18 protein-coding genes are annotated in these 17,041 nt (G+C 67.4%); 11 read left to right on the forward strand and 7 right to left on the reverse strand.

Annotation, left to right across the window (positions count from 1 at the left end; all coding sequences use genetic code 11):
* Positions 1–61: 61 nt before the first annotated feature.
* The 4 genes from HT579_17290 to HT579_17305 all read right to left on the reverse strand — a co-directional run bounded on the left by HT579_17290 (position 62) and on the right by HT579_17305 (position 2,655).
* Positions 62–904 carry a caspase family protein gene (locus HT579_17290; protein ID QKS30511.1) on the reverse strand — a complete coding sequence of 281 codons (843 nt, stop codon included), beginning with the start codon at positions 902–904 and terminating at the stop codon, positions 62–64.
* A 191-nt stretch (positions 905–1,095) separates the two neighbouring features.
* Entirely contained in the window at positions 1,096–1,563 is a 468-nt protein-coding gene (locus tag HT579_17295) for an OmpA family protein (GenBank protein ID QKS30512.1), read from the reverse strand.
* A 204-nt stretch (positions 1,564–1,767) separates the two neighbouring features.
* Positions 1,768–2,067, reverse strand: coding sequence for a cytochrome c (locus tag HT579_17300; protein ID QKS30513.1), 300 nt, complete (start codon positions 2,065–2,067; stop codon positions 1,768–1,770).
* 51 nt (positions 2,068–2,118) lie between these two features.
* On the reverse strand, positions 2,119–2,655 hold the full coding sequence (locus HT579_17305; protein QKS30514.1) for an Hsp20/alpha crystallin family protein: 537 nt from the start codon (positions 2,653–2,655) through the stop codon (positions 2,119–2,121).
* 254 nt (positions 2,656–2,909) lie between these two features.
* Between HT579_17305 and HT579_17310 the strand changes: the two genes are divergently transcribed.
* The 4 genes from HT579_17310 to HT579_17325 all read left to right on the forward strand — a co-directional run bounded on the left by HT579_17310 (position 2,910) and on the right by HT579_17325 (position 5,791).
* Complete coding sequence (locus tag HT579_17310; protein ID QKS30515.1) at positions 2,910–3,269, forward strand: thioredoxin family protein; 360 nt, start codon at positions 2,910–2,912, stop codon at positions 3,267–3,269.
* A gap of 17 nt (positions 3,270–3,286) precedes the next feature.
* The gene (locus HT579_17315) at positions 3,287–3,805 is read left to right on the forward strand and encodes an O-acetyl-ADP-ribose deacetylase (GenBank protein QKS30516.1); all 519 of its coding nucleotides are present in this window, start codon (positions 3,287–3,289) and stop codon (positions 3,803–3,805) included.
* A gap of 408 nt (positions 3,806–4,213) precedes the next feature.
* The gene (locus HT579_17320; GenBank protein QKS30517.1) at positions 4,214–4,870 is read left to right on the forward strand and encodes a class I SAM-dependent methyltransferase; all 657 of its coding nucleotides are present in this window, start codon (positions 4,214–4,216) and stop codon (positions 4,868–4,870) included.
* Positions 4,871–4,909: 39 nt separating this feature from the next.
* Positions 4,910–5,791, forward strand: a complete 882-nt coding sequence (locus HT579_17325) for an alpha/beta hydrolase (GenBank protein ID QKS30518.1) — start codon at positions 4,910–4,912, stop codon at positions 5,789–5,791.
* 76 nt (positions 5,792–5,867) lie between these two features.
* Here HT579_17325 and HT579_17330 read toward each other — a convergent pair whose 3' ends face one another.
* Both HT579_17330 and HT579_17335 read right to left on the reverse strand, forming a co-directional pair.
* Positions 5,868–6,422, reverse strand: coding sequence for a cache domain-containing protein (locus HT579_17330; GenBank protein QKS30519.1), 555 nt, complete (start codon positions 6,420–6,422; stop codon positions 5,868–5,870).
* Positions 6,423–6,513: 91 nt separating this feature from the next.
* The gene (locus tag HT579_17335; protein ID QKS30520.1) at positions 6,514–7,077 is read right to left on the reverse strand and encodes an acetate uptake transporter; all 564 of its coding nucleotides are present in this window, start codon (positions 7,075–7,077) and stop codon (positions 6,514–6,516) included.
* A 364-nt stretch (positions 7,078–7,441) separates the two neighbouring features.
* On the opposite strand from HT579_17335, the gene HT579_17340 reads away from it, so the two are divergent.
* Positions 7,442–8,311: a phosphatase PAP2 family protein gene (locus HT579_17340; GenBank protein ID QKS30521.1), complete on the forward strand. Its 870-nt coding sequence runs from the start codon at positions 7,442–7,444 to the stop codon at positions 8,309–8,311.
* Here the strand turns inward: HT579_17340 and HT579_17345 are convergent.
* Positions 8,206–8,655, reverse strand: a complete 450-nt coding sequence (locus tag HT579_17345; GenBank protein ID QKS30522.1) for a rhodanese-like domain-containing protein — start codon at positions 8,653–8,655, stop codon at positions 8,206–8,208. The genes HT579_17340 and HT579_17345 overlap by 106 nt on opposite strands.
* A 328-nt stretch (positions 8,656–8,983) precedes the next feature.
* Here HT579_17345 and HT579_17350 point away from each other — a divergent pair, with 328 nt between their 5' ends.
* The 6 genes from HT579_17350 to HT579_17375 all read left to right on the forward strand — a co-directional run bounded on the left by HT579_17350 (position 8,984) and on the right by HT579_17375 (position 17,037).
* On the forward strand, positions 8,984–10,822 hold the full coding sequence (locus tag HT579_17350; GenBank protein ID QKS30523.1) for an FAD-dependent oxidoreductase: 1,839 nt from the start codon (positions 8,984–8,986) through the stop codon (positions 10,820–10,822).
* A 10-nt stretch (positions 10,823–10,832) separates the two neighbouring features.
* On the forward strand, positions 10,833–12,671 hold the full coding sequence (locus HT579_17355) for a 2-oxoacid:acceptor oxidoreductase subunit alpha (protein ID QKS30524.1): 1,839 nt from the start codon (positions 10,833–10,835) through the stop codon (positions 12,669–12,671).
* A 1-nt stretch (position 12,672) separates the two neighbouring features.
* Positions 12,673–13,728 carry a 2-oxoacid:ferredoxin oxidoreductase subunit beta gene (locus tag HT579_17360; GenBank protein ID QKS30525.1) on the forward strand — a complete coding sequence of 352 codons (1,056 nt, stop codon included), beginning with the start codon at positions 12,673–12,675 and terminating at the stop codon, positions 13,726–13,728.
* A 54-nt stretch (positions 13,729–13,782) separates the two neighbouring features.
* The gene (locus tag HT579_17365) at positions 13,783–14,142 is read left to right on the forward strand and encodes a CidA/LrgA family protein (protein QKS30526.1); all 360 of its coding nucleotides are present in this window, start codon (positions 13,783–13,785) and stop codon (positions 14,140–14,142) included.
* Entirely contained in the window at positions 14,139–14,855 is a 717-nt protein-coding gene (locus HT579_17370; GenBank protein ID QKS30527.1) for an LrgB family protein, read from the forward strand. Before HT579_17365 ends, HT579_17370 begins: the two co-directional genes overlap by 4 nt.
* 229 nt (positions 14,856–15,084) lie before the next feature.
* Positions 15,085–17,037: a malonate decarboxylase subunit alpha gene (locus HT579_17375; GenBank protein QKS30528.1), complete on the forward strand. Its 1,953-nt coding sequence runs from the start codon at positions 15,085–15,087 to the stop codon at positions 17,035–17,037.
* Positions 17,038–17,041 lie beyond the last annotated feature (4 nt).

A 17,041-nucleotide genomic window follows, 5' to 3' on the forward strand; every position in this document is an offset into this window, starting at 1 on the left:
CGCAACGCCGGCGTGCGGGAACGGTGCGAGCGCTTGACGCCCGCACCGTCTGGGCGGCAGATCAGGTGAAGATCTTGCGCCGGCGCGCGTCGGCGCTGCCGAAGATCTGCGGCGTCTGCGGGTACGAAGCCGAAGGCAGGCAGGCCGGCGTGATGCGGGCATGCCAGTCGGCGTAGGTGGCACCGGCAGGCAGCGTACGCAGCGTCTTCAACGCGTAATAGCTGAAGGCGCCACAGGGACGGCCAGCGATTCGTGCGTCGTAACTGAAGTTGTTCGGTCCTTCCTTGCAGCCGGCGAGCAGGAGGTCGCCGGCCATCCGCGACAACGCACCGGCAAAAGGCGACAGGCCCGAGGTCACCTGCACCGTCGTCAGCGGCTGGCCACTGAAACCACGCGGCAACTGGTCGGCCGGCAGCCAGTTGCCCATCGGCATGAAACGCGGCCGCGGCGCGTCCTCGGCGTCGGGATCGCCCAGCGCGGCCCGCGTCACCGTCCCCGAATGGCAGCTGTCGGAAATCAGCACCAACCGCACGCCCGCCTTGCGCGCCGCGAACAGGGTGTTGATCTCGTCGTCGATCAGGGCGCCACCACCGGTCTGCAGGTCGTACGGACACAGCGCTTCGTCGAGCCCGTCAACCTCGTCGCCATTGAGATCGGGGACATAGGTCCCGTGCCCCGAGAAGGTGATCACGACGACGTCGCCACTGACGGCCGCACCGATCAACGACTGGATGCCGCTGAACAGCGCTGCCTTGGTGGCCTGGCTGTCGAGCAGTTTGCTGACGGCGAAACCGCGTGTCGCCAGTTCGCCCGCCCAGTCGTTGGCGTCGTTGACGCAGCCGCTCAGATCCATGTGCGTACCGGGATAGTTGTTGACGCCGACGCAAAGCGCGCGTTTGGTCATGACTGCCTCCTGCGAATTTATGATTTATCGGGGATTACGGCCTTCAGTGTAGCAAGCGCCCGGCGAATGACAACCCCCGCAGGGGCCAGGCGATGCGTGCACGGCGGCCAGGGCGCTGCGCACGCGGCGGAGAGTCGACAGGCAATGGAAAGAGAGCCCCGATGGGGCTCGTCACTGCCGCACTGCGGCGGCTACTGAACGCGGATCTCGACCCGCCGACCTTCCTCGGGGCCGCCACTGCCAATGGTCGACTCGGGGCGACGGAATTTCACCCGCAGCGCCGGAATACCACCCGCCACCAGCACGTCGCGCACCGAAGCGGCCCGCGCCCGCGCCAGCTCGGCGTTGTGTTTCGGGTCACCCGAAGCATCGTGGAAACCCGAGAGGAGGACGATCGCCGCCGGCTTCTCCGCGAGAACCTGCTTCGTCCGTATGACGACAATGTTGTCCTCATCGACGAACACCGCCCGATCGACGGCGAAGTAGACCTTCACCAGTGCCTCACCGACCGGCGCGATCTCGCTCACTGCGGCAGTCGCCTGCGGCAAGGCCGGCGATGGACCGGCGCTGAAGTAAACGGCCGCGACACAGAGCGCGATGCCGCCAACCACCCCCGCCACCACACCCGCCACTTCGTCCTCATCATCTTGCGCCGACATCCTCGTCTCCCCAGGCAGATTGCTGGGCCGGTCACCCAGAGCAGGCTGGATTCTACTCCCGATGCCGCCGGGAGAATACGCTCGATGATGCCCCGGACATCATGGCGGCACCGCCTCCCGCCAGCAGCGACGACACGGACCCGCATCCGCGACGCCCGGCAGGAGACGACGACCCGCCAGCCAGGCGCGCTGCGGCGCCAGCGATCACTCCGGAGCCAGGTCGCGGTAGTGACGCAAATGCAGGAACTGGGCGACCTCGTCGATCTCCTCGTCGGTCCAGCGCAGCGCCGCCATCGCCTGCCAGCGGCGAACCTCGGCGCGCAGGCTGCGCCAGTCGGTGACCAGCCGCCGGTCGCGCCAGTGCACCTCGCGATCGTGGCAGGCGATGCAATGCGTCGCATACAGCAGTTCGCCGCGTGCCGGCGCCCTCTCCCCATCGCCCGCAGCCGCAGGCGACGCGGCGAGAACGGCCAGCAGGACGGCAACCGTCAGCCTAGGCAACATGGACTTCTCCGTCGGTGACCACAACCCGAGCGCCCTGGCGGCGCTACGATCCTACTCGATCGGCACCTGCCGGCCCTTGCCCGCAGCCGCCTTCGGCAGGGTGATCTCGAGCACGCCGTCCTTGAAGGCTGCCTTGGCCGCCTCGGTATCGACCTCGGCGGGCAGAGACAGCGAACGCGAGAACGAGTTCGAGCGGATCTCGCGACGACGATAGTCGCCCTTCTCATCGACATCCTCCTGCCTGCTCTGCGCCTGGATCGTTATCGCGTCGGCAGTCAGCGAAATCGAAATCCCGTCCTTGCTCACCCCGGGCAGTTCGGCCCGCAGCAGAACCTCGTTCTCACGCTCGATCAGGTCAACTGCCGGCGCACGAAAGCTCGGACCCTCCAGCCAGCTCGGCCATTCGCGCTCGAACGGCCGCATCCAGCGGCCAGGCGAAAAGCCGGAGAACATGCGGTCCATCATCCGCTCCATCTGCTCGAAACGCTCTTCCAGACCCCTGAACGGCGTCATACCACCGCGTTGGACGGCCACCGACTTGCCGTCCTGCTCTTCCCGGACCTCTGATCCGGCTGCCTTGTCGTTCATGACTCTCTCCTTGACAGAATGTGCTTCAGCGTGGCCGTCGCCAGCGGCTGACAGCCAGTGCGCCGACGCCGCCGACAAAGCCGCGAAGCATCCAACCAGAACATCATCACCCTCGTGGCGCGCGGTGGGGCGACACGAATTGCGCCGCAACCCGACCGCCCTTACCATACCCAACATGGTTGCTGTCGGGCAGAAATCAAGCACTTTCGCGCCCGCACGTCGGCGACCCGACGCACCATCGGAAGGGAGACATCATGGCAAGCAGCCGCCCCGAAGCCACGCGCGAACCGTCGCGCAGCGAAATCGACGCCTGCCCGGAACCGTTGCTGATCGAATTCGGTGCCCGCTGGTGCGGACACTGCCAGGCCGTGCAGGCGCCGCTCGCCGCAGCGCTGGCAGCGTACCCGGCGATCCACCATCTGCAGATCGAGGACGGTCCGGGCCGCCCGCTCGGCCGTTCGTTCGCGGTCCGCCTGTGGCCGACCCTGGTCTTCCTCCACCATGGGAAGGAAATCATGCGCCTGGTGCGGCCAGCGGCCGCAGAGACGATCGAGCAGGCTCTGGCGGCACTCCACCTCCAGTCTGTCAACCCGCACTGCCAGGATCTGGCCTAGCCGACCGCGCTGCCGCCATGCCCGCCCTGCTGCGCGCGATCCGCGCCGACATCACCACCCTGCAGGTCGACGCCGTCGTCAACGCCGCCAACACGTCGCTGCGCGGCGGCGGCGGGGTCGACGGCGCCATCCACCGTGCCGCCGGACCAGAGCTGCTGCAGGCATGCAGTCTGCTCGGCGGCTGTCCGACCGGCGACGCGCGCCTCACCAGCGCCTATCGCCTGCCGGCCCGCTACGTCATCCATGCCGTCGGGCCGATCTGGCGCGGCGGCGGCAGTGGCGAGGCCGAGCTGCTCGCTTCATGCTACTGGCGCCTGCTCGAACTCGCGGCGGCACACGAGGTAGGAAGCCTGGCGATTCCGAGCATCAGCACCGGCATCTACGGTTACCCGATCGCCGAAGCGGCCCGCATTGCGGTGAGCACGGTGCAGGCAGCCCTCCGCGCTGACACCCCGCTGCGCGAGGTGATCTTCTGCTGCTTCTCGGCGGGCGACCTCGCCGTCTACCAGGCCCTGCTCGCCGACACCAGCGCCTGAAAGCAGGCCACCCGCCAGCCGCCCAGTTGTCCCCCCGGCATCCCGGCTCCGCACGCGCAGCTTGCCAAGGTGAGCGACCGCGCACCACAATGGCAACGTGACCGCTGCCTGATCGATCACCCCAAGCAGTGACGGGCATGCGGCAAACCCGTCAGGACGGCCGACAGGGCCGCGGTCATCACGATCGACCGTTCTTCGGGCAAGGCTCGAGCACGGTTGCCGCCGGAGTCAGCAGCAAATGAGTGGGGAGCACAGCAGGATGAGACCAGACAGCCAATTTGAAAGCGGCACGGGCAGCGCGGCCACCGCCACCAGCCCGGATCGGCGAGCGCTCCTGGCGTTCGCTGCCGGCATCCGCTGCCGCGGCAGGCAGCCGGCGTGCTGCGCTGACGCAGCATGGACCGATCGATGAGCCGCCCGGGCGAGACGGCGGCCGCGTCGCCAGCCACTGCCGCGACACCCTTCGACGAGCGCGCAGCCACTTGGGATGCGGACCCGGCGAAAGTCGCCCGCGCGCTCGCCGTCGCAGCGGCGATCCGCAGCCAGGTGCCGATCGAGCGAGCCGTGCGCGTTCTCGAGTATGGCTGTGGCACGGGCCTGCTGGGCTTCGCCCTGCAGCCGCACTGCGACTGCATCACGCTGGCCGACAGTTCGCCCGGCATGCTCGCCACGCTGCAGGGCAAGATCGCGGCGTCCGGCGCGAGCAACCTGCAGGCGCTGCGACTGGACCTCGTCAGCGATCCGTTGCCGGCCGAACGCTTCGACCTCATCTGTTCGCTGATGACCTTCCACCACATCGCCGACACCGCCAGGCTGTTGCGCGACCTGTATACCCTGCTCGACTCGCCCGGTCATCTCTGCATCGCCGACCTCGACGCCGAGGATGGTTCGTTCCACGGACCGGGCTTCACCGGTCACCGCGGTTTCGCACGCGCCGCCCTGGCCCGCGAAGCGCAGGAGGCCGGCTTTCACGACATCGGCTTCAGCACCGTCTTCCACGTCGTGAAGCCCGACAGTCCAGGCCAGACCGACTTCCCGATCTTCCTCATGGTGGCCCGCAAGTGACCACTGGCATGGACTGGCGAGACTGAGCGCCGCAGCGCGATGCGCACTCCCTGCCGCTGCGAGCGGCTGCCGATCAACGGCCTCGCCTACAACATCCGCCACTGGGGACCAGCCGACGCACCGCTGCTGCTGATGTTGCACGGCTGGATGGATTCGTCGCCCAGCTTCCAGTTCACCGTCGATGCGCTCCGGCAGTCGTGGCACGTGCTGGCGCCGGACTGGCGCGGCTACGGGCAAAGCGAGTGGCTGCAGCGGCGCTACTGGTTCGCCGACTACTACGCCGACCTCGAAGCGTTGCTCGACCACTACAGCCCCGACGCGCCCGTGCGCATCGTTGGCCACAGCATGGGTGGCGCGGTGGCGAGCATCTACGGTGGCGTCCGTCCGGAACGAATCGCCGGCCTGCTGATGGTCGATTTTCTCGGCCTGCCGACCAACGAAGCGGACGAGGCACCGGGCCGCATCCGCCAATGGCTCGACCACCGGCGCGCACCACCGGCGATGCGCACCTACGTCAGCCCCGAGCAACTGGCGGCGCGCCTGTTGCAGTTCAACCGCCGGCTGCTGCCCGAACGGGCGCTGTTCCTCGCCACGCACTGCACGAGCGCACGGCCCGATGGCCGGCTGGTGGTCGCCTGCGACCCGTGGCACAAGGTTCCTTCGCCCTACCTCTACCACGCCGAGGACGTGATGGCCTGCTGGCGCGCGATGACTGCCCCGGTACTGCTGGTGACTGCCGACGAAGGCTACGTGCTGCAGCGCTTCGGCAGGCAGCCCGCCGAGCTCCGGCGACGAATGGACTGCTTCGTCAACGGCGAGCAGGCGCACATCGACGACTGCGGCCACAATGTCCAGCACGACCGGCCGGAGAGGCTCGCCGAGCTGGTCGAGTCGTTCTTCGGCCCCTTGCGGCCTGCATGAAGCCCAGTGCTGCCGGCGAGGTCGACGGGCGGGGCGAGCGAGCAACGACGCTTCGCCCCGTAACCCGCACGGCCCGTCAGAGAGCCGGGTACTTGGCCGGATCGAACAGCTTCTCGAGCGCCTTGCCGAGTTCCGGTACGCTCAGCTTCTCGTCGTAGATGCCGGCGCTCACCTGGATGCCGGTGGTGAAGGACATGTCCGCCGCCAGGGCATAGGAGAGCTTGCGTGACAGCTTGCCGGCCCCCGGCTTCTGCCATGCGTATTCGACCCAGCCGCCACGCGGTTCGCTGCCCACCTTGCAGAGCTCGCGGAAGATGAACTTGCCGGAATTGTCGGTGATCTGCATGATCGGCTGACCGACCAGATCGGGCCGCAGGGGATGGGCCATCATCCTGTTCCGGCGGCAGTCATAGACAAACACGTAGCTGTCCTTCCACACCCACTTGCCATCCTTGTTGTTGAACTCCGCATAGCCCGCAGAGCCCTTGTCGTGCAGGAATCTGGCGGCCGCCCGAACGTTGTTGACGGCCTCTTCGGCCGTTGCGGCATCCGCGTCCGCAGCCATCGCCGAAGGCAGGAGACCACATGCGGCGAACGCCGCGATCAAAGCCATCACTTTCCCTTTTTTCATAGCATCTTGCTCCTTCAGAACTTTCTCACTGGTGCTGGCAGGACCGGCTCTCGCCGACGATCGTCGCGTTCCGGCTGCCGACGCACGCACCCTAGGCGATCCATGGCCGGCCAACCGGCAGGATGTCCCGACCGAAGACGTCGGCATAGATTATGTGGGCCATGATGTACCAGGCCATTGCCGCCGTCACCATCAACTCGTAGCCGGCGACGACGGTCAGTTCAGGAAAGCCGAAGTGCGCCAGATCGAGCAGGATGAAACCGATCAGCAACAGCGTGAACGTCAGCGCCAGAGCGCCGTGAATGCGCAGCGAGCCGATCCAGAGGACGAAAGTGAACAGCGTCCAGGCGATCAGGAACCAGCCGACATCGGTCTTGCTCGAAGTATAGAGGTCGTAGTGGTTGCCGATCAGCAGGAGCGCCAGAGCGATCCAGAAACAACCATACGCGGTGAACGCGCAATAGCCGAAGTTGTTGCCGGTCTTCATCTCCTGCAAACCGGCAATCATCTGTGCCAACCCGCCAAAGATCAGCCCCAGCCAGACGACGGGGCCCAGCCCCATCCAGCCGACGTTGTGGAACTGCAATACCATCGTCGTCAACCCAAAACCGGCCAGGCCAACCACCGCGGGATTCCCCAGCTTCTGCTCCGCCATCACTACCCCCTGTGAACAAGAAAAACGAACGGTTGCGGCAACAGCACGAAACCGCGACGAATGCCGGTTTGCTCGCCCCGTTCTGCGCCTGCACCCCCGGCAGGAGACTGATTGTACTATTACATTGGCATCGCAAGCAACCCGCAAAACAGCCGGCAAGAGGGCAAAAGCACCTCTCCGGCAGTCGGTAAACGCGTGTGTTCAATGACTTGTGAATTGTGTTTGTCCGCCAACAAGTACGGGCGCGTAGGCATCCGGACCGGCAGGACAAGCGCTCGCGCGGTGGCTTGCCGACGTGTCCGCTTAATGCCTTCTTAAGCACGACGGGCAACGATGCCGTCCTCACCGTTCCAGGACGCCCTCGATGTTCGCCACCCCGCATGCCGCCAGCGGCCTCCACCAGAACCGCGAAAGCCTCCGTCAGCCCCTGCTTTTCCTCGCCGTCAGCGCCGCCGTGCTGCTCGTCATCGGCCAGTACACGGACATCGACCTGTGGCTGGCCGACATGCACTTCGACCCGCAGAAGGGTCTGTTCCCTTGGGACCAGACCTGGTTCGGCCGCATCTTCATGCACATCTGGGTGAAGAACGTCCTCATCTGGAGCGGTTTCCTGCTCGTCGCCGCGACCGTGCTCGACTTCGTCCGCCCGCTGCAGCGACTGAGCGAGGTCGGGCGCGCCCGCTTGCGATTGCTGGCGCTGGCCGCAACCCTGGCGCCGGCGTTGGTGCGCAGCCTGAAGGCGCGGTCGGCGATGCATTGCCCGTGGGGAATCGACCGCTACGACGGCAGCCATCCCTTCCTCCGCCTGCTCGATGCCGTACCGGCCGACTGGCAGGCCGGCCACTGCTTCCCGGCTGGCCACGCCAGCGCCGGCATGTGGCTGGCGGCGGCGGCCGTACTCTGGTTGCCCCACTCGCCGCGCAAGGCGCTGCTGGCCTACGCGGGCGGCACCGGGGTCGGCATGCTGCTCGGCTGGGTACAGCAGATGCGCGGCCAGCATTTCCTGACGCACACGCTGTGGACGGCGTGGCTGACGACCGCGGTCCTCGTCGTGCTACTCGCCGTCTTCGCGCGCCACTTGCTGCCATCGACACCGGCAGCGCGGACACCCGACGAGCGTGCCCAGGGTCAGCACCTGGCACCGGCGGAACAGGCGGCGGCCACTTCAGCGCTCACCGGCGCCAGCGGCCGGCCCTCCGCCGCCCAGGCCCGAATCCCGTCGCGAACGTTGTAGACCGTCCGGTAACCGGCCTGCTGCGACAGCAACTGGCTCGCCGTCCGTGTCCGGTTGCCGCTGCGACAGATGACGATCACCGGTTCGTTGGCCTTCGCCACCCCCTGCACCTGCTGCAGCCAGGCCGGCGGGTCGGCGCGGCCGCGCTCGTCGAAGAGGGTCAGTAGCCGGCTGTTCGGCACGACCCCGGTCTCCTGCCACTCGCCCGCAGTGCGGATGTCGATCACCGGCACCCCGGCAGCCAGCAGGCGCGCGAGTTCGGCGTTGCCGATGTCCACCACCTCGGCGCGCAACAGCGACGGAAAGGCCAGCACCAGAAAAGTCAAGGGAAGTTTGCCGCGCATGATCGATCCTCCAGCAAGGCACACCACATCATCGTGCACGCCGGCGCCGCCGGTTGCCCGGCTGCTGCCCCGACCTGCCGCGTCGGCTCGCCCGGCGGGCGGGCAACTGCCGGCCGGCCAGGACATCGCCATCAAACATCGCCAATCCGGCGTCAGGGCTTCACATCGCCCAGGAGCGCCGGTAAACAGGCCGTGCGGCAACCTCGCGCGGCCCGTCGCAGGGCCGCAAGATAGACCTTTTCAGCATCGCAGCGGCGCGCTACCATGAACGCCTCTGCGGTCAGCGGTCCTTGTCCCAATTGCCCAGCGACGAAAGGATACTCCAGTCTTGAAGCCTACCGACATCAGCGCTCCCGACTACTTCCACAAGGTCGTCGACTGCCAGTGGGCCTGCCCGGCCCACACGCCCGTTCCCGAGTACATCCGCCTGATCGCCGCCGGGCGTTACAGCGAGGCCTACATGGTCAACTGGGTGTCGAACGTCTTCCCCGGCATTCTCGGTCGTACCTGTGACCGCCCCTGCGAACCCGCCTGCCGCCGCAGCCGCGTCGAGGACGAAACCGCCGACGGCCGCGAGCGCCGGGAGCCGGTCGCCATCTGCCGCCTGAAGCGCGTCGCCGCCGACTACAAGGAAGACATTCGCGGCCTGCTGCCGCAACCGGCGGCACAGAAGAACGGCCGCCGCGTCGCCTGCATCGGTGCCGGCCCGGCGTCGCTGACCGTCGCCCGCGATCTCGCGCCGCTCGGCTACGAGGTGGTGGTCTACGACGGCGACAAGCTCGCCGGCGGCATGATGCGCACGCAGATTCCCAAGTTCCGCCTGCCCGAGGGAGTCATCGACGAGGAAACCGGCTATATCCTCGACCTCGGTGTCGACTTCCGCGGCGGCCAATACATCCATTCGCTCAAGGCGGTGCTCGACGAGGGCTACGACGCCGTCTTCGTCGGCTGCGGCGCGCCACGCGGGCAGGATCTCGACATACCCGGGCGCAAGGCGGCAGCCAGACACATCCACCTCGGCATCGACTGGCTGGCGAATGTCGCCTTTGGCCATGTCACCTCGATCAGCAAGCGGGTGGTCGTGCTCGGCGGCGGCAACACCGCCATGGACTGCTGCCGCTCGGCGCGACGCCTTGGCGGCGAGGACGTCAAGGTCATCGTCCGTTCCGGCTTCGAGCAGATGAAGGCCAGCCCGTGGGAGAAGGAGGACGCGATGCACGAAGGCATCCCGATCCTCAACAACCTCGTACCGAAGGCCTTCACCCACAACGGCGGCCGCCTGACCGGCGTCACCTTCCAGAAGGTGCGCTCGGTCTATGACGAGAACGGGCGTCGCACGCTCGTCCCGACCGGCGAGCCCGACCCGCACTTCGAGTGCGACACGGTGCTCGTTGCCGTCGGACAGGAGAACGCCTTCCCGTGGATCGAACGCGACATCGGCATCGAATTCGACAAGTGGGGACTGCCGAAGCTCGACGAGAAGACGATGCAGTCGACGCTGCCCAACGTCTTCTTCGGAGGCGACGCCGCCTTCGGGCCGAAGAACATCATCTGGGCGGTGGCGCACGGGCACGAGGCGGCGGTCTCGATCGACCGCCTGCTGAACGGCGAGGACATCGCCGCACGACCGGCACCGACGACCAGCCTGGTGTCGCAGAAGATGGGAATCCATGCCTGGCGCTACGACAACGCCATCTCGAACGACCGGCGGCTGCGGGTGCCGCTGCGCGACGTCTCGGCGGCGCTGAAGAACATCCGGATCGAGGTGGAACTCGGCTTCGATCCGCAGCTCGCCTTAAAGGAGGCGCAGCGCTGCCTGAACTGCGACGTGCAGACGGTGTTCAGCACGCGCCTGTGCATCGAGTGCGACGCCTGCATGGACATCTGCCCGATGGACTGCATCAGTTTCACGCACAACGGCGACGAGGACGACCTGCGGACACGCCTGCAGGCGCCGGCGCTCAACCGCAGCCAGGACCTCTACGTCTCGGGGACGCTGAAGACCGGGCGGGTGATGGTCAAGGATGAGGACGTCTGCCTGCACTGCGGTCTGTGCGCCGAGCGCTGCCCGACCGGCGCCTGGGACATGCAGAAGTACCTGCTGGTCATGACGCACGCCGGTTGCGCGCGGACGGGCGCCAGCGAAGCGCAGGCAGCGATCACCTGAGGAGCGAGGAATGCAGAAGATCGAAGCAGTCAACGATTTCGTCGTCAAGTTCGCCAACATCAACGGCTCCGGCTCGGCGTCGGCAAACGAACTGTTTGCCCGCGCGATCCTGCGCATGGGGGTGCCGGTGTCACCGCGCAACATCTTTCCGTCGAACATCCAGGGACTGCCGACCTGGTTCGAGGTGCGCGTCACCGAGCACGGCTACCTCGGTCGCCGCGGTGGCGTCGACCTGATGGTGGCGATGAATCCGCAGAGCTGGGAACAGGACGTGCGCGAGATCGATCCCGGCGGCTACCTCTTCTACGACAGCTCGAAACCCGTGCCGCGCGCGCGCCTGCGCAGCGACATCCACGTCCTCGGCATGCCGCTGACCGAGATCTGCAACGATACCTACAGCGACTCGCGCGAGCGCCAGCTGTTCAAGAACATCATCTACGTCGGCGCCCTGACGACGCTGCTCGACATCGACCCACAGGAAATCGAGAAGCTCTTCGGCGAGCAGTACAAGGGCAAGGAAAAGCTCTTCGACTCCAACCTGCAGGCACTCAATCTCGGCCGCGAGTACGCCCGCCAGCACCTGAAGCCGATCGCGCTCAAGGTCGAGCGCCGCGACCGCGTCGGCGACATGATCTTCACCGACGGCAACAGCGCCGCGGCGCTCGGCTGCATCTACGGTGGCGCGACGGTCTGCGCGTGGTACCCGATCACCCCCTCATCGTCGGTTCCCGAAGCCTTCGAGCGCTACGCAATGAAACTGCGCACCGACCCGGTCAGCGGCGAGAAGCGTTACAGCATCGTCCAGGCCGAAGACGAGCTGGCGTCGATCGGCATGGTCATCGGCGCCGGCTGGAACGGCGCGCGCGCGTTCACCGCCACCTCCGGCCCCGGCATCTCGCTGATGGCCGAATTCATCGGCCTCGCCTACTTCGCCGAGATCCCGGCGGTGTTGATCAACGTCCAGCGCGGCGGCCCGTCGACCGGCATGCCGACGCGCACGCAGCAGGCCGACGTGCTCGCCTGCGCCTACGCCTCGCACGGCGACACCAAGCATGTCCTGTTGTTTCCCGAAGACCCCTACGAGTGCTTCGAGATGTCGGCGCAGGCGCTCGACCTCGCCGAACGCCTGCAGACGCCGGTCTTCGTCATGAGCGACCTCGACATCGGCATGAACCAGCGCCTGTGCCGCCCCTTCGCCTGGGACGACAGCCGCGAGTACGACCGCGGCAAGGTGATGACGCGCGAAGCCCTCGATGCCGGTGCGGATTTCGGTCGCTACCTCGACGTCGATGGCGACGGCATCCCCTACCGCACCTATCCCGGAACGCACCCGACCAAGGGCGGCTACTTCACCCGCGGCACGACGAAGAACGCCTACGCCGTCTACTCCGAGGCCGGCGCCGACTACATCTACAACATGCAGCGGCTGCGGCAGAAGTTCGAGACCGCCAAGTCGCTGCTGCCGCTGCCGGTGCTGACCGCGGCCCGCTACCCGGCGCGCTTCGCCGCCATCTTCTACGGTTCGACCGGCCCGGCGATGCAGGAAGCGCTCGACGCACTCGCCGAACAGGGGATCTACATCAACGCCCTGCGCGTGCGCGCCTTCCCGTTCCAGAACGAGATCGCCGACTTCATCGCCGCGCACTCGAAGGTCTTCGTCTTCGAGCAGAACTTCGACGGACAACTGACGACGCTGCTGATCAACGAGGCAAACGTCAACCCGGCCAGCCTGATCCCGGTGCTGCACTACGACGGCACGCCGATCACTGCCCGCTTCATCACCCAGGAGATCGCCGAACGGGTCGCCCGGCTCAACGTGCGGCCGCTCCGCGAGAACATGGTGGCCTGAGATGACCTACATTGCCAAACCCCGCCTGCACCACCCGAGCCTGGCGAAGAACCGTGTCGGCTTCACGCGGCGCGACTACGAGGGCAAGATCTCGACCCTCTGCGCCGGTTGCGGCCACGACTCGATCTCGGCATCGATCATCCAGGCATGCTGGGAACTCGACATCGAACCGCACCGCGTCGCCAAGCTGTCGGGAATCGGCTGCTCGTCGAAGACCCCCGACTACTTCCTCGGCAACTCGCACGGCTTCAACACGGTGCACGGCCGCATGCCCTCGGTGCTCACCGGCGCCTACCTCGCCAACCGCGATCTGATCTACCTCGGCGTCTCCGGTGACGGCGACTCGGCGTCGATCGGCCTCGGCCAGTTCGCGCACGTCATGCGCCGCGGCGTCAACATGACCTACCTGGTCGAGAACAACGGCGTCTACGGACTGACCAAGGGCCAGTTCTCGGCCACCGCCGACAAGGGCTCGCGCTCGAAGAAGGGCCAGAGCAACAACGACGCGCCGATCGACCTCGTGACCCTGGCGCTGGTCATGGGCGCCACCTTCGTCGCCCGCGGCTTCTCCGGTGACAAGACACAGCTCGTGCCGCTGCTCCGCGCCGCCCTCGCCCACCAGGGCGCGGCGGTGATCGACATCCTGTCGCCGTGCATCACCTTCAACAACCACGCCGGCAGCACCAAGAGCTACGATTACGTGCGCGAGCACAACGAGGCGGTGAACCGTCTCGACTTCATCCCGCTGCGCGAGGAAATCACCGCCGACTACGCTGCCGGCGAACTCGTGGCCGTCCGCCAGCACGACGGCTCGGTCGTCCACCTGCGCAAGCTGCACGCCGACTACGACCCGACCGACCGCATCCGCGCCATGTCGTACATCCAGGAGCACGCCGCCCGCGGCGAGGTCGTCACCGGCCTCCTCTACGTCGATCCCGAGGCCGCCGACCTGCACCGACAGCTCGGCACCGTCGAGCAGCCGCTGAACACGCTCGGCGCCGCCGAACTCTGCCCGGGCGCGAAGGCACTGGAGAAGATCAACGCCTCGCTGCGCTGACAGCCACCTGCGGCCGCCGCTCGCGCGTTGCGGCCGGCACCGACGGGCAGGACGATGATCGGCGCCATCACCCTGCTGCTTGTCTTCCAGCTCGTCGGCGAGGTGATCGCCCGCGGACTGGCATTGCCGGTTCCCGGCCCGGTCATCGGCATGGCCCTGCTCTTCGTCGCGCTCTGCGCGCGCGGCGGGCCTTCGGCCGAGCTGCGCGGCACCGCCCAGGGCATGCTGCAGCATCTCTCGCTGCTCTTCATCCCGGCTGGCACCGGCATCATGCTGCACTTGCAGCGCATGTCCGACGAGCTGCTGCCGCTGCTCGCCTCGCTGCTCGTCAGCACCGTCGTCACGATCGCCGTGACGGCACTCGTCCTGCGCTTCCTCGCCCGCCGCAGCGACAGGCAGGCAGGGACGCCATGAGCGCGAGCGCCATCTGGGTCTACCTGGCCGCCTCGCCACTGCTCGGCCTGACGCTCACCCTGCTCGCCTATCTCGGTGCCAGCGCCGTGCACCAGCGCTGCGGCGGCCACCCGCTGGCCAACCCGGTGCTGTTGGCAGTGGCCGCGCTGGTCGGCCTCCTCTGGCTCACCGACACCCCTTGGCACACCTATTTTGACGGCGCCCAGTTCGTCCACTTCCTGCTCGGACCGGCCACCGTGGCGCTGGCGATCCCGCTGCACGCCCAGCTTCCCCGCCTGCGGCGGATGGCACTGCCACTGCTCCTGGCACTGCTGGTCGGTTCGCTCACCGCCGCGCTCTCGGCCGTCGCCATCGGCGCCCTGCTGGGAGCTAGCCGGGCGACGCTGCTGTCGCTGGCGCCGAAGTCGGTGACGACGCCAATCGCCATGGGCATCGCCGAGCGGATCGGCGGCCTGCCCTCGCTGACCGCCGTGCTGGTGATCCTCACCGGCGTGCTCGGAGCGATTCTCGCCCGCTACATCCATCGCGCCCTGCACATCGACGACGATGCGCAGCGCGGCTTCGCGCTCGGCGTCGCCGCGCACGGCATCGGCACGGCGCGCGCCTTCCAGGAGAGCGAACAGATGGGCGCCTTTGCCGCCCTGGCGATGGGCCTCAATGGCCTGCTGACCGCGGTGCTGCTGCCGTTGCTGTTGCCGTTGCTGCTCGCCTGAGCGCAGCGGTACCGCCAACGCTGACGACTCTTCGCGGCGAGCCGCGCTCGACGGCACAGCGCGCAGCCAGCGGACGACAGGCAATCGATGTACACTGCACGACGCTGCGTCAGGACGCGCCACCTGCCGCAGGCAGCGCCAGGGACCGGCCGGCACGCCACCATGCCGCGCGTGTCCGGTGCTGCGGCGGCCGACCACAGCCAACCCACCCGATGGCGAGGAGAGCAGCATGCGCAGCAAGATCGTCACCGCCGACGAAGCGATCGCCCTGATCCGCGACGGCGACACCCTGGCCAGTACCGGCTTCGTCCAGACCGGCTTCGCCGAGGCGCTGCTGTCGGCGCTCGAACGCCGCTTCCTCGCCAGCGGCAGCCCGAAGAACCTGACGCTGTTCGCCGCCGCCGGCCAGGGTGACGGCATCTCGCTCGGCCTCAACCACCTCGGCCACCAGGGACTGCTGCGCCGCGTCGTCGCCGGCCACTGGGGCCGCATGCCGAAAGTCGCTCAGCTCGCCCTCGACAACCGCATCCAGGCCTACAACCTGCCGCAGGGAATCATCTGCCAGCTCTTCCGCGACCTCGCCGCCGGCAAACCCGGCTCCTTCTCCAAGGTCGGCCTGCACACCTTCGTCGATCCGCGTTACGGCGGTGGCCGGATCAACGACACCACGACGCGCGACATCGTCAAGCTGGTCGAGGTCGACGACGAGGAGTGGCTGTTCTACAAGGTCGGCAGGGTCAATGTCGCCTTCGTGCGTGGCACCACCGCCGACACCTTCGGCAACATCACCATGGAACGGGAAGCGCTCACTCTCAACAACCTGGCGATGGCGATGGCCGCCAAGAACAGCAACGGCATCGTCATCGCGCAGGTCGAGCGGATCGCCGAGCGCAACGGCCTGCCGCCACGCCAGGTCAAGATCCCCGGTATCCTCGTCGACTGCGTCGTCATCGCCGAGCCGGCGCAGCACATGCAGACCCTGGCGACGCAGTACAGCGCCGCCTACGCCGGCGAGTTCCGCGTACCGGCGGCGAGCCTGGTGTCGACGCCGCTGAGCGAGCGCAAGATCATCGCCCGCCGCGCCGCCTTCGAACTGCCGCCGAACGGCATCATCAACCTCGGCGTCGGCATGCCGGAAGGCGTCGCGGCGGTCGCCAACGAGGAGCGCATCTCGCACCTGCTGACGCTGACCGTCGAATCCGGACTCATCGGCGGCATCCCGTCGAGCGGTGGCAACTTCGGCACCGGCGTGAACATGGACGCGGTGATCGACGAGAACCAGCAGTTCGACTTCTACGACGGCGGCGGCCTCGACATGGCCTGCCTCGGCATGGCCGAGTGCGACGCCGCCGGCAACGTCGACGTCAGCCGCTACGGTGGCCGCCTGACCGGTGCCGGCGGCTTCATCAACATCAGCCAGAATGCCCGCCTCGTCGTCTTCGTCGGCACCTTCACCGGCAAGGGCCTCAAGGTCGACGTCGTCGACGGCAAGCTGCGCATCCTGCACGAGGGCCAACAGCGCAAGTTCGTCAGGCAGGTCGAGCAGATCACCTTCAACGGCCAGTACGCCTACGATCGCGGCAAGCCGGTCTACTACGTCACCGAGCGCTGCGTCTTCCGGCGCGTGCGGCGCGGACTGGCGCTGATCGAGGTCGCTCCCGGCATCGACGTCGCGCGCGACATCCTGCCGCACATGGACTTCGAACCGATCATCGGCGAATACGCCGAGATGGACGCGCGCATCTTCAACAACAACCCGATGGGCCTCGAAGCCGAACTGCTCAACCTGTCGATGCCCGAACGCGTCATCTACGACGCCGAGCGCAACATCCTCTTCCTCAACTTCGAGGGCATGTACGTGCGCGTCCTCGAGGACGTGCAGGCGATCTGGGACATCTGCGAACTGCGCTGCCGGGCCGCCGGCAAGCGCGTCGGCGTCATCATCAACTACGACCGCTTCCGCATCAACCAGGACATGTACGACGCCTACGCCGAAATGGACCGCTACTTCCTCGCCAACTACTTCAGCCAGATCACCCGCTACGCCACCAGCGCCTTCCTGCGCGCCAAGCTCGGCGAGGCCTTCTCGGCGCGCAGCATCGCCCCGCACGTCTTCGAGCGCCGCGAGGAAGCGCAGGCCTACCTCGCTGGCCGCGGCGGCGAGAACGGGCGCGGCGGCTGAGGCC

Source organism: Candidatus Accumulibacter similis, from assembly GCA_013347225.1.
Taxonomy (GTDB): domain Bacteria; phylum Pseudomonadota; class Gammaproteobacteria; order Burkholderiales; family Rhodocyclaceae; genus Accumulibacter; species Accumulibacter similis.

What these genes read in the sequence shown, in the direction of transcription:
- HT579_17290 (QKS30511.1), bottom strand. Translation starts at nt 904, where the DNA reads ATGACCAAACGCGCGCTTTGCGTCGGCGTCAACAACTATCCCGGTACG.
- HT579_17295 (QKS30512.1), bottom strand. Translation starts at nt 1,563, where the DNA reads ATGTCGGCGCAAGATGATGAGGACGAAGTGGCGGGTGTGGTGGCGGGG.
- HT579_17300 (QKS30513.1), bottom strand. Translation starts at nt 2,067, where the DNA reads ATGTTGCCTAGGCTGACGGTTGCCGTCCTGCTGGCCGTTCTCGCCGCG.
- HT579_17305 (QKS30514.1), bottom strand. Translation starts at nt 2,655, where the DNA reads ATGAACGACAAGGCAGCCGGATCAGAGGTCCGGGAAGAGCAGGACGGC.
- HT579_17310 (QKS30515.1), top strand. Translation starts at nt 2,910, where the DNA reads ATGGCAAGCAGCCGCCCCGAAGCCACGCGCGAACCGTCGCGCAGCGAA.
- HT579_17315 (QKS30516.1), top strand. Translation starts at nt 3,287, where the DNA reads ATGCCCGCCCTGCTGCGCGCGATCCGCGCCGACATCACCACCCTGCAG.
- HT579_17320 (QKS30517.1), top strand. Translation starts at nt 4,214, where the DNA reads ATGAGCCGCCCGGGCGAGACGGCGGCCGCGTCGCCAGCCACTGCCGCG.
- HT579_17325 (QKS30518.1), top strand. Translation starts at nt 4,910, where the DNA reads ATGCGCACTCCCTGCCGCTGCGAGCGGCTGCCGATCAACGGCCTCGCC.
- HT579_17330 (QKS30519.1), bottom strand. Translation starts at nt 6,422, where the DNA reads ATGAAAAAAGGGAAAGTGATGGCTTTGATCGCGGCGTTCGCCGCATGT.
- HT579_17335 (QKS30520.1), bottom strand. Translation starts at nt 7,077, where the DNA reads ATGGCGGAGCAGAAGCTGGGGAATCCCGCGGTGGTTGGCCTGGCCGGT.
- HT579_17340 (QKS30521.1), top strand. Translation starts at nt 7,442, where the DNA reads ATGTTCGCCACCCCGCATGCCGCCAGCGGCCTCCACCAGAACCGCGAA.
- HT579_17345 (QKS30522.1), bottom strand. Translation starts at nt 8,655, where the DNA reads ATGCGCGGCAAACTTCCCTTGACTTTTCTGGTGCTGGCCTTTCCGTCG.
- HT579_17355 (QKS30524.1), top strand. Translation starts at nt 10,833, where the DNA reads ATGCAGAAGATCGAAGCAGTCAACGATTTCGTCGTCAAGTTCGCCAAC.
- HT579_17360 (QKS30525.1), top strand. Translation starts at nt 12,673, where the DNA reads ATGACCTACATTGCCAAACCCCGCCTGCACCACCCGAGCCTGGCGAAG.
- HT579_17365 (QKS30526.1), top strand. Translation starts at nt 13,783, where the DNA reads ATGATCGGCGCCATCACCCTGCTGCTTGTCTTCCAGCTCGTCGGCGAG.
- HT579_17370 (QKS30527.1), top strand. Translation starts at nt 14,139, where the DNA reads ATGAGCGCGAGCGCCATCTGGGTCTACCTGGCCGCCTCGCCACTGCTC.
- HT579_17375 (QKS30528.1), top strand. Translation starts at nt 15,085, where the DNA reads ATGCGCAGCAAGATCGTCACCGCCGACGAAGCGATCGCCCTGATCCGC.